Annotated in this window: 12 protein-coding genes; 9 read left to right on the plus strand and 3 right to left on the minus strand. The window is 60.4% G+C overall.

The window, feature by feature from the left end; all coding sequences use genetic code 11:
• The 3 genes from ACRXB1_RS20435 to bioB all read left to right on the plus strand — a co-directional run.
• Positions 1-291 (plus strand): aminotransferase class I/II-fold pyridoxal phosphate-dependent enzyme (locus ACRXB1_RS20435; protein ID WP_449493035.1); only part of this gene is annotated, 291 nt, incomplete at its 5' end.
• Positions 288-1,013: a dethiobiotin synthase gene (gene bioD / locus ACRXB1_RS20440; protein WP_062168722.1), complete on the plus strand. Its 726-nt coding sequence runs from the start codon at positions 288-290 to the stop codon at positions 1,011-1,013. The genes ACRXB1_RS20435 and bioD, both read left to right, overlap by 4 nt.
• A gap of 35 nt (positions 1,014-1,048) precedes the next feature.
• Positions 1,049-2,098, plus strand: a complete 1,050-nt coding sequence (bioB, locus tag ACRXB1_RS20445; protein ID WP_449493036.1) for a biotin synthase BioB — start codon at positions 1,049-1,051, stop codon at positions 2,096-2,098.
• A 68-nt stretch (positions 2,099-2,166) separates the two neighbouring features.
• Here the strand turns inward: bioB and ACRXB1_RS20450 are convergent, their stop codons facing one another.
• Both ACRXB1_RS20450 and ACRXB1_RS20455 read right to left on the minus strand, forming a co-directional pair.
• Entirely contained in the window at positions 2,167-3,177 is a 1,011-nt protein-coding gene (locus ACRXB1_RS20450) for a sulfate ABC transporter substrate-binding protein (RefSeq protein ID WP_075358843.1), read from the minus strand.
• A gap of 92 nt (positions 3,178-3,269) precedes the next feature.
• The gene (locus ACRXB1_RS20455) at positions 3,270-3,893 is read right to left on the minus strand and encodes an RBBP9/YdeN family alpha/beta hydrolase (RefSeq protein ID WP_449493037.1); all 624 of its coding nucleotides are present in this window, start codon (positions 3,891-3,893) and stop codon (positions 3,270-3,272) included.
• Between the two features lie 390 nt (positions 3,894-4,283).
• Here ACRXB1_RS20455 and ACRXB1_RS20460 point away from each other — a divergent pair, with 390 nt between their 5' ends.
• The 6 genes from ACRXB1_RS20460 (at position 4,284) to ACRXB1_RS20485 (ending at position 9,885) form a co-directional block, all read left to right on the plus strand.
• Complete coding sequence (locus ACRXB1_RS20460; RefSeq protein WP_449493038.1) at positions 4,284-5,621, plus strand: PDDEXK nuclease domain-containing protein; 1,338 nt, start codon at positions 4,284-4,286, stop codon at positions 5,619-5,621.
• Positions 5,622-5,971: 350 nt separating this feature from the next.
• A complete protein-coding gene (locus ACRXB1_RS20465) occupies positions 5,972-6,913 on the plus strand; it encodes a 2-hydroxyacid dehydrogenase (protein WP_449493039.1) in 942 nt (313 codons plus the stop codon).
• Positions 6,914-6,937: 24 nt separating this feature from the next.
• Positions 6,938-7,861 carry a hydroxymethylglutaryl-CoA lyase gene (locus ACRXB1_RS20470; protein WP_449493040.1) on the plus strand — a complete coding sequence of 308 codons (924 nt, stop codon included), beginning with the start codon at positions 6,938-6,940 and terminating at the stop codon, positions 7,859-7,861.
• Positions 7,862-7,889: 28 nt separating this feature from the next.
• Positions 7,890-8,390 carry a YbaK/EbsC family protein gene (locus ACRXB1_RS20475; RefSeq protein ID WP_449493041.1) on the plus strand — a complete coding sequence of 167 codons (501 nt, stop codon included), beginning with the start codon at positions 7,890-7,892 and terminating at the stop codon, positions 8,388-8,390.
• Positions 8,391-8,431: 41 nt separating this feature from the next.
• On the plus strand, positions 8,432-8,980 hold the full coding sequence (locus ACRXB1_RS20480) for a DUF1289 domain-containing protein (protein WP_449493044.1): 549 nt from the start codon (positions 8,432-8,434) through the stop codon (positions 8,978-8,980).
• On the plus strand, positions 8,977-9,885 hold the full coding sequence (locus ACRXB1_RS20485; protein WP_449493042.1) for an MBL fold metallo-hydrolase: 909 nt from the start codon (positions 8,977-8,979) through the stop codon (positions 9,883-9,885). Before ACRXB1_RS20480 ends, ACRXB1_RS20485 begins: the two co-directional genes overlap by 4 nt.
• A gap of 189 nt (positions 9,886-10,074) precedes the next feature.
• Here the strand turns inward: ACRXB1_RS20485 and ACRXB1_RS20490 are convergent.
• Positions 10,075-10,424, minus strand: a 350-nt coding sequence (locus ACRXB1_RS20490; protein ID WP_449493043.1) for an alpha/beta fold hydrolase, incomplete at its 5' end; no start/stop codon positions are given.

A 10,424-nucleotide genomic window follows, 5' to 3' on the forward strand; every position in this document is an offset into this window, starting at 1 on the left:
CTTGCAAACCTTGAGCAATCGACCATGACAGCTCCCCTCTCGATCTTCGTCACCGGCACCGATACCGAGATCGGCAAGACGCTCGTTTCAGCGGCGCTGCTGCACGGATTTGCATCGCTCGGACTGCTCGCCGCCGCGCTCGATGAACACCGCATGTGGGTTCCCGCGATCCGGCCGCCGACGGTTCCAGTGGGTACATCGCGACTGCGCATTTCGTTGTCGGCGGCGCACAGTCACGAAGACCTCGCAAAGCTCGACCATGCCTTGCAAACCTTGAGCAATCGACCATGACAGCTCCCCTCTCGATCTTCGTCACCGGCACCGATACCGAGATCGGCAAGACGCTCGTTTCAGCGGCGCTGCTGCACGGATTTGCATCGCTCGGACTGCGCGCCGCCGCGATGAAACCCATCGCCGCCGGCGCGTTCGAACGCAATGGCGAATGGCACAACGAAGACGCGGATCAACTCGACGCCGCCGCGAACGTCACGCTGCCGCCATCCATACGCACGCCGTTCTTGCTGAAGGACGCCGCCGCGCCGCACATTGCAGCGGCGCGCGAAAACGTGTCGCTGGACATCGCGCGCATTGTGGAAGCGCATCAGGCGGCCATCAAGCAGGCGGACGTGGTCGTGGTGGAAGGCGTGGGTGGATTTCGCGTGCCGCTCACCGACGTTCACGATACCGCCGACCTGGCGTTCGCATTGCATTTGCCGGTCGTGCTCGTGGTCGGCATGCGCCTTGGTTGCATCAGCCATGCGTTGCTGAGCGCCGAGGCCATTGCCGCACGCGGGTTGCATCTCGTCGGCTGGGTCGCGAACCAGATCGATCCGAACATGCTGTTTCCGGCTGAGAACATTGAAGCAATCCGGTTGCGGCTCGACAGCCAGTACAACGCGCCGCTGCTCGGCGTCATTCCCCGCCTCGCGCCGCCTGATGCGCTGACGGCGACGAAATATATCGATACATCCCTGCTGCTGGACACTTTGCGTTCGGCAGATGCAGGCCAGTAATTCATCGTTATCTGCAAAACGAAAAGGATCATCACATGTCGCACTTGCAAACTGCTGAAACTTCCGCTCAGACGTCCGCACCGCAAACGCTGGCCCGCTGGCGCGTCGCCGATATCGTCGCGCTCTACGACCTGCCCTTCAACGACTTGCTGTTTCGCGCGCAGACGGTTCACCGTGAACATTTCGATGCCAACACGGTTCAGCTCTCCACGCTGCTTTCCATCAAGACCGGCGGGTGCCCGGAAGATTGCGCGTATTGCCCGCAATCGTCGCATCACGACACCGGCCTGAAAGCCGAAAAACTGATGCCCGTCGATGAAGTCCTGAAGGCCGCCGAAATTGCGAAGGCGAACGGCGCGACCCGTTTCTGCATGGGCGCGGCGTGGCGCAATCCGAAGGATCAGCATCTTGAGCCGATCGCCGACATGATTCGCGGCGTGAAGGCGATGGGTCTCGAAACCTGCGTGACGCTCGGCATGCTGGAAGCGCATCAGGCGACCCGTCTGCGCGATGCCGGCCTCGATTATTACAACCATAACCTCGATACTTCGCCCGAGTTCTACGGCCAGATCATCTCGACGCGCACGTATCAGGATCGTCTGGACACGCTCGAACATGTCCGCGATGCCGGCATCAACGTGTGTTGCGGCGGTATCGTGGGGATGGGTGAATCGCGGCGTGAACGCGCCGGGTTGATCACGCAACTGGCGAACATGGAGCCGTATCCTGAATCAGTGCCCATCAACAATCTGGTGCAGGTCGAAGGCACGCCGCTAACGGGCACGGCGCCGCTCGATCCGTTCGAATTCGTGCGCACGATCGCGGTTGCGCGCATCACGATGCCGAAGGCAATGGTGCGGTTGTCGGCGGGACGCGAGCAGATGAATGAAGCGCTGCAGGCGCTGTGCTTCGTGGCCGGGGCGAATTCGATTTTCTACGGCGACCAGTTGCTGACGACAAGCAACCCGCAAGCTGAAGCCGACCGGAAGTTGCTGGAACGCTTGGGAATGCGCGCCGAGGCTTCGCAGCAGATGGAAACGGCGGACGCGTGCGATGTGAAATGCGGGCATGCGCAGGTGCAGTAAGCCTGACTCTCACCGCTAAGTAAAAAGGGCGTTCCAACTCAGGTTGGAACGCCCTTTTCGCATCAGCTTCAATTCTTGTCCACAATCACCTGATCGAACGTCCCGCCATCGGCGAAATGGGTTTGCTGGGCTTTCTGCCAGTTGCCAAAAACCTGTTCCACCGTGAACGTCTTGATCGGCTTGAATTCGCTTGCGTGCTTTGCCAGCACCTCGGCATTACGCGGCCGCAAATGATGTTGCGCGATGATTTCCTGCGCCGCCGGCGTCCACAAATACTGCAGGTACGCCTGCGCCTGTTTGCGCGTGCCGCGTTTGTCCACGACCTTGTCGACCACCGCGACCGGCGGTTCGGCCAGCAAGCTCACCGACGGATACACCGCGCTGAAATCCTTCCCGCTCGCGCCGGTGCCCGCGCCGGTATCCATCAGCGCAACTTCGTTTTCGAACGTCACCAGCACATCGCCGATACCCCGTTGCGTGAACGTCGTCGTCGCACCGCGACCGCCTGTATCGAGCACCGGCACGTTCTTGAAGATGGCTTTTTCGAAGGCTTGCGCTTGTTGATCGGTGGCGCCCTGCTGCTTCTTGTAGCCCCACGCCGCCAGATACGCATACCGCCCATTGCCCGAGGTCTTCGGATTGGCGATCACGACCTGCACGCCCGGGCGCGCCAGATCGCTCCAGTCCTTGATGTTCTTCGGGTTGCCGGCGCGCACGAGAAACACCATCGTCGTGGTGTAGGGCACCGCGTTGTTCGGGAAATGCGTGCGCCAGTTGGCCGGCACCAGGCCGCCACGTTCGACCAGCAAGTCGATATCGTTAGGCTGGTTCATCGTGACGACGTCGGCCTGCAGGCCCTGCATCACCGACAAAGCCTGTGCACTCGACGCCCCATGCGACTGGCGCACGGACAGCGTTTCGCCGTTCTTCTGCTTATAGTCGGCAATGAACGCTGTATCGATGTCCTTGTACAACTCGCGCGTCACGTCGTAAGAAACGTTCAGCAACGACGTGTCCGCATGCGCGAACGTGCTCAGACCCAACGCCGCGAATGCAGCCCAGTGCTTCAAACCCGCCATGTATCCCCCGATTGTTCGAATAGTAAAAACCGCCGCCAGCGGCGATTCTATCGAAAACGTTCGAAGGTTCGGGCCGCAAACGGTCGAATGCGTCATCCATACGCCGGTTGTTCGAAGCGCTCGAATACATCGCGCGCCACTGCTTTCTTCTCGCCGAAATGCGACGGCGCGGCGCAATGGATCAGCGTATCGACAAAATACTTCGCGCGCGGCCACGGACCGAAGCCCGCGGCCGTGTTGATATGGCCGGCGTCGCCGAGATTCACCAGCGCGCTGCCGAACTGGCTGGCAAGACGCAGGGCATCGTCGAAGGGCATCCATGGGTCCGTCTGGCTCGCGATCAGCACCGACGGCACGTTCAGCTTGCGCGCCTCGAACGTGCCCGCGAAACGAAACTTGTCTGGGCTTGCCGGCGCGACGAACAGCACGCCTGCGACGGCATCGCCCGTCAACCCTTCGGCGATCGCATGCGCCGCCGCGAGGCAGCCGAAACTGTGCGCCGCAAGAATGACGCGGCCGCGAACGCTCGATACAGTGTCCGCGACGGCTTGCGCCCAAGTATCGAGTTGTGGCGCGTCCCAGTCGTCCTGCATGACGCGGCGCGATTTCGGCAATTGCCGCTCGAGCCACGTTTGCCAATGCGCGCCTTCGCTGCCGTGCAGACCCGGCACGGTGACGAGTCGCGGCGGCCAGGCGGATGTGTTGTTTGAACTCATGTGAACCTCGCTGCGGCCAAAGCCGGCATGGTGAGGACCAATTCTGCTGCGAGGCGGCGTTGGCGAGAACCAACTTATCGTCATTTGGTTATCGGGAGTTGTCGACGAATTGAAGCCGCAGCGGGTCATGAGGAACCTGAAACGAATGCCCGTATCTGAGTGGATCATCACATTCGCTCGGTCACAGGCCCGTCCAAACGCCATGTCTCCAGCCCACAAAGCCAAATCGCGGCTGATCCAGCGATTCGGTTAGGCCCTGACCAACTGATCAGCCATACCCCTTAAATTGTCGACTATCACGGGTATTATTCTGCTTCAGTCGTACATTGATAGCTGCGCGCTGCTCCGCTTGGAACCAGGCGGAACATGCCAAGCCGAGGAGTAGGCAGCATGCAAAACCCTTCTTCAAAACCACCCCCTCGCCGCGGCAAGGTCACCACTCCGGGCCCGGAGATTGACGCCGAAAGTTATTCCGTCTTTGTCGGCGATCTGAAGCGGAAGATCAGTGAGGCGCGTCACCGCGCCAATCTGGCTGTTAATCGCGAACTGATCCTGCTTTATTGGGGCATCGGGCGCGATATCTTGGCTCGACAGCAGCGCGAAGGATGGGGCGCCAAAATCATCGACCGCTTAGCAAATGATCTTCGCCGGATCTTTCCCGAGATGACGGGGCTGTCGGCCCGAAATCTGAAATATATGCGGGCGTTCGCTGCAGCCTGGACCGACGCCGAATTTGTGCAACAGGTCGTTGCACAATTGCCGTGGGGGCACAACATAAGCCTTCTCGATACCGTCAAGGCGACCGAGAAGCGCGCATGGTACGCCGAGCAAGCCATTGAACATGGCTGGAGTCGTTCCGTTCTCGTCCACCAGATCGAAGGCGACCTGTTCGGCCGTCAAGGCAACGCGCTGACAAACTTTTCGCGAACCTTACCCGCCGAACAGTCCGAGCTTGCTCAGCAGCTCCTCAAAGACCCCTATACCTTTGACTTCCTGGCTCTTGGGCCGAACATACTTGAGCGCGACCTCGAACGCGGTTTGATCAATAATTTGCGCTCGCTTATCCTGGAACTTGGCAAAGGCTTCGCGTTCGTCGGCAGCCAGTACCATCTTGAAGTCGGTGGCCAAGACTATTATTTGGATTTGCTGTTCTACCATCTACGGTTGCGCTGCTTTGTTGTAGTCGAGTTAAAGATCGAGGAGTTCAAGCCTGAATTCGCCGGTAAGATGAACTTCTATCTTTCCGCAGTTGATGACCAACTCAGGTACAAGGACGATCAGCCGACCATCGGCATTATTCTCTGCAAAGGCCGTAACGAGATAATCGTCGAATACGCCTTGCGCGATTCCAGTAAGCCCATGGGGGTCGCTCAGTATCGCCTTTCACCAGCGTTGCCTGCGCAGTATCAGACGTCGTTACCGACCGTCGAGGAGCTCGCACCCGAATTTTCGCTCATATCCGTTGTCAAGTTGCGTATTCAAATCGAGCGAGCATTGCAGGACATTATGTTTGAGCACGGCTTTCTCCCGACAAAGCCAATCGGAATCGATAATATGCTGCGGGCTCTCCGCGCCCGTGGTCTGGCACCGGCAAGTACAGAACGGTTACTCGACTCCCTTCGAGTCATGAACGACGCTGCGCACGGCATGGATGTAGACCCCGAAAGCTCCCGAAGCGCTCTGGAAATTGGTGCTTCGTTTTTGGCAGAGCTCAATCGGCCGTTATAAGACACCTTGGACTACCGGCTACGGTTACTCATCGGCCGTCCCCTGAAGCTCGAGCGCCTAGTCTGCTCGCTTCTTTCAATGTCGGTTTCACTGAGACCAACGCCGCTTGCGGGTCGTCTGGCAACAATTCATATTGATAGCCTCAGCCTCGAAATTCACGAGAAGTTTTCTCTAATCCTCACGTTTCGTGGCCACACCATTTCACCCGCCTGCCAGTAGTTTCCCTTCGCTTGGCAATTCCATGTGCAAACGGCCCTTTTTTACCGGAGGGCGGTTTTATCGGCGAAACCGTAAAATGCATGAATCCACTTGCGCAACCGCCTCAACACTCCAGCGAACACGACCCTTCGATGAAGATCATTCTCTACGAGCACAAAGCCGAGGCCCAGGACTGGCTCGATGACCTGTCCCGCGCGCTTCCAGAAGCGGATATCCGACTGTGGCAACCCGGCGATAACGCCCCCGCCGATTACGCCGTCGTCTGGCGCGCGCCGCGTGAATTGTTCGCGAACCGCCCGGATCTGCAGGCGGTGTTCAATCTCGGCGCGGGCGTGGATGCAATCCTCGATATCGAACGCAAGGAACCGGGCACGCTGCCGCCCAATGCGCTGCTCGTGCGCCTGGAAGACAGCGGCATGGCGCAGCAAATGGAGGAATACGCGATCTACACGGTGCTGCGCTATCTGCGCCGGATGGACGAATACGAGGCGATCCAGCGTGAGCATCGATGGGAAAAGCTCGAGCCGCATCCGCGCAAGACATTCACGGTCGGCGTGCTGGGAATGGGGGTGCTCGGCGCACGCGTGGCTCGAACGCTGACCACGCTCGGCGTCCCCGTTCGCGGTTTCAGCCGCACGAAACGCGAGATTGAAGGCGTGCAGACTTTCGCGGGCGCGGAACAATTCGATGCGTTCCTCGATGGCGCGAAGATGCTCATCAACCTGTTGCCGCACACGCCGGACACCGAAGGCATCCTGAACGCCCGCGCGTTCGAGCGGCTTGCGGCGGGGGCGTATATCGTGAACCTGGCGCGCGGCGCGCACGTCGTGGATGACGATCTGCTGCGCGCCATGAAGACCGGCCAGGTCGCGGCGGCGGCGCTCGATGTCTTTCATCAGGAGCCCTTGCCCGATAATCATCCGTTCTGGACCACGCCACGCATCGAAATCACGCCACATGTCGCGGCCATTACGTTGCGCGATGAAAGCATCGAACAGATTGCGCTGAAGATCCGGGCGCTTGCGCGCGGTGAACCCATATCCGGCATAGTCGACGTAAAACGCGGCTACTGATGCCGCCCAACAAAGGAGACAGGCATGCTTCCGCCTAAAGTGAAAATCGTCGAGGTCGCACCACGCGACGGCCTGCAGAACGAGAAGGATTTCGTCGCGACCGGGCTCAAGATCGACTTGATCAACCGGCTCGCGAAAGCTGGCTTGCAGAACGTGGAGTCGGCGTCGTTTGTATCGCCGAAATGGGTGCCGCAAATGGCCGATGGCGCCGCAGTCATGGCCGGAATCGAACGGCGTCCGGGCACGATCTATTCGGCGCTCACGCCGAACCTACGGGGCTTCGAAGCAGCGTTCGAAGCGAAGGTCGACGAGATCGTGATCTTCGGCGCGGCGAGCGAAGCGTTCTCGCAGAAGAACATCAATTGCAGCATCGCGGAAAGCATCGAGCGGTTCGAGCCGGTGGCGAAGGCTGCGAAAGAAGCGGGATTACGCGTGCGCGGCAGCATTTCCTGCGCGCTCGGCTGCCCTTATCAAGGCGACGTGCCGGTCGCGTCCGTGGTCGATGTCGTCGAGCGCATGAAGGCGCTGGGCTGCGATGAAATCGATATTGCCGACACCATCGGCGTCGGCACGGCGGGGCGCACGCGCGAGGTGATGGCGGCGGTATCGAAGGTATTCCCGCGTGAACGGCTGTCCGGCCATTTTCACGATACCTACGGCCAGGCCGTCGCGAATGTCTACGCGTCGCTGCAGGAGGGCATCGAGATATTCCATGCATCGGTGGCGGGGCTCGGCGGCTGTCCGTATGCCAAGGGTGCGACCGGCAACGTGGCGACCGAAGACGTGATCTTCCTGCTGAATGGACTCGGCATTGAAACCGGGGTGGATCTGGATCAGCTCGTGGAAATCGGCGACTTCATTTCGCAGGCCATCGGCAAACCGAGCGCATCGCGCGTGGGACGCGCATTGCTCGCGAAGAAACGCGACGGCGTGACGCCTTGCGTCTGAAAACAGGCTCATTCAGGAAACGGACCCAATGAACGAAACACTCGACGCCCTGCCCGAATCCGCCCGGCGCGTAGCCCGTTTGCTCAGCGAACGCGGCCACGCAAAACCTGTCGTGATGCTCGCGGAAACCGGCAAGACATCGGCGGAAGCTGCGGCCGGACTGGGCTGCTCGGTCGCGCAGATCGCCAAATCGATCCTGTTTCGCCGCAAGGAGGACGACGCGCCGGTGCTCGTGATTGCGAGCGGCGCAAATCGCGTCGATGAAAAGAAAGTCGCTGCGCGCGTGGGCGAGCTCGGCCGCGCTGATGCCAGGTTCGTCCGCGAAAAAACGGGTTACGCGATCGGCGGCGTCGGCCCGATAGGTCACGTCACGCCGCCGGTCACGTTGATCGATGAAGACCTCCTCGCGCTCGACAGCCTCTGGGCTGCCGCCGGTCATCCGCACGCGGTGTTCAACCTGACGCCACAGGAATTGATCGCGCTCACTGACGCGCCCGTCGTGGATGTCGCGTTGCGCGAGACGGCGTGATGACTGAAGCCGTGGCGTCGCCGTGTATCGATGTATGCAGGATGAATCCACGCACGGAACTTTGCGACGGCTGCTTTCGCACGATCGATGAAATCGCGGGCTGGTCGTCATTCGATGACACGCAAAAGCGCACGGTGCTGGATCTTGCGTCAAAGCGTCCTCGTGTTGTTCGCGTCGGCGAGCGGATGGAGGCCACGCTCGAACTGCCGCCTGATTCCATCAAGTCGTTCGCGACCCTTGTCAACGACCAGAACCCGCTGCATCACGACGATGCCTACGCCGAAGCCAGCCGGTTCGGGTCTCTGATTGCATCGGGTACGCAGCCCACCGCGCATTTGATGGCGGTGCTCGCGACACATTTTTCGGCTTACGCGCAACCGCTCGGACTCGAATTCGGCATCAAGCTCGTGCGCGCGGTCAAGGTGAACGACGTGCTCGCCATGCGCTGGCTGGTCACCGATGCCCACTGGAAAGCCAGCCTCGACGGCGACCTGGTCAAGCTCGACGGCGAGGTGCTGAATCAGCTTGACGAGACAGTCGTCACGGCGACAGCGACGATCGTGGTGATGCCTCGGAAGGCCCAGGCATGATCCAGTTTCCTGCTTCGATGCGCGTCTTCGAGCGCGGCTGGCTGTCGTCGAACAACGTGCTTTTCATCGACGATAAAAACACCGCCTTGATCGATTCCGGCTACTCGTCGCACGCGGCGCAGACGCTCGCGCTCGTGCGCAATGCGCTCGGCGCCGGGCGTTCGCTCGATCTGATCTTGAACACGCATCTGCACTCCGACCATTGCGGCGGCAACGCGTTGTTGCAGGCGAACTTCGCGTGCAAAACCTTGATTCCGCAAACCGAAGCGCAAGCCGTACACGACTGGGACGAAGACAAACTCACGTTTCGCGCAACCGAGCAAACCTGCGAGCGCTTCAGTTTTACCGGCACGATTGCGCCGGGTGCGGTCTTGAATCTTGGTGGTATCGACTGGTCCGTGCTCGGCGCGCCCGGCCACGATCCGCATTCGCTGATGCTGTATTCATCGGTGGAACGCTTGCTGATCAGCGCCGACGCGCTGTGGGAAACCGGCTTCGGCGTGATCTTCCCGGAGCTGGAAGGCGAAAGCGGATTCGCGGAACAGCGCGCGGTGCTCGACCTGATCGCCACGCTCGATGTACGCGCGGTGATTCCCGGCCACGGCGCGCCCTTCACCGATGTTTCGAAGGCGCTGGATGTGGCGTCATCGCGTATCGATTATTTGCGTGCCGATCCCGAGCGCAACGCGAAGAACGCGCTGAAGGTGTTGATCGTGTTCAAGCTGATGGAGTTGCGCTCCATGCAGGTCAGCGAACTGATCCTGATGGCCGATACCGCCCGCGCCATGCGCGCCGCCGCAGCCATGCTCTCCGGCAACCACGCGCAACTGATACGCAAGTATCTCGGCGAGCTTCAGACGAGCGGCGTGCTGAAGGTGGATGGCGAGACGGTGACGGTTGTCTGAAGCGCCGAGGCAAAAAGAAAGCCGCTTGTCTGCTGTCGATGGGTTATCGATAAACAGGTCCAAGCGGCGGAATTTGTTGACGTGATCAGCGCCTGATGCATCCTAACGCGCCTGTTTTTGAGATGCATCGGTGCTTTCCCTACAGACCGATAACACTTACCTGAACACTCGATGACGCCAGGTGCCGCATCATGCGGCGCGCTCGGTTGCCTCGAAAAAGGCGAGGATTTCCTTGAGCAATTCGTCGGGCACTTCCTCCGGAATGTAATGGCCCGACGGCACCGCACGGCCGCTGACATCGCGCGCCACGCGCCGCCATTCGTCGAGCGGCTCGAAACATTGTTCGATCACGCCCTCCTTGCCCCACAACACCCGCAACGGGCACGCGAGTCTGTTGCCGCACTCCAGATCCGCCCGATCATGCTCGAGATCGATACTCGCCGATGCCCGATAGTCCTCGCACATCGCGTGCACCGCGCCGGGCTGATGCAACGCATCGCGATACGCCTGCAACGCATGCGGCGCGAACGGCGCGAGGA

This window comes from Caballeronia sp. M23-90 (assembly GCF_053574605.1).

Bases quoted from the DNA above. Each gene is read 5' to 3' on its own strand.
- ACRXB1_RS20480 (WP_449493044.1), top strand. From the start codon at position 8,432: ATGAATCCACGCACGGAACTTTGCGACGGCTGCTTTCGCACGATCGAT.
- ACRXB1_RS20455 (WP_449493037.1), bottom strand. From the start codon at position 3,893: ATGAGTTCAAACAACACATCCGCCTGGCCGCCGCGACTCGTCACCGTG.
- ACRXB1_RS20475 (WP_449493041.1), top strand. From the start codon at position 7,890: ATGAACGAAACACTCGACGCCCTGCCCGAATCCGCCCGGCGCGTAGCC.
- bioD (WP_062168722.1), top strand. From the start codon at position 288: ATGACAGCTCCCCTCTCGATCTTCGTCACCGGCACCGATACCGAGATC.
- bioB (WP_449493036.1), top strand. From the start codon at position 1,049: ATGTCGCACTTGCAAACTGCTGAAACTTCCGCTCAGACGTCCGCACCG.
- ACRXB1_RS20465 (WP_449493039.1), top strand. From the start codon at position 5,972: ATGAAGATCATTCTCTACGAGCACAAAGCCGAGGCCCAGGACTGGCTC.
- ACRXB1_RS20470 (WP_449493040.1), top strand. From the start codon at position 6,938: ATGCTTCCGCCTAAAGTGAAAATCGTCGAGGTCGCACCACGCGACGGC.
- ACRXB1_RS20485 (WP_449493042.1), top strand. From the start codon at position 8,977: ATGATCCAGTTTCCTGCTTCGATGCGCGTCTTCGAGCGCGGCTGGCTG.
- ACRXB1_RS20460 (WP_449493038.1), top strand. From the start codon at position 4,284: ATGCAAAACCCTTCTTCAAAACCACCCCCTCGCCGCGGCAAGGTCACC.
- ACRXB1_RS20450 (WP_075358843.1), bottom strand. From the start codon at position 3,177: ATGGCGGGTTTGAAGCACTGGGCTGCATTCGCGGCGTTGGGTCTGAGC.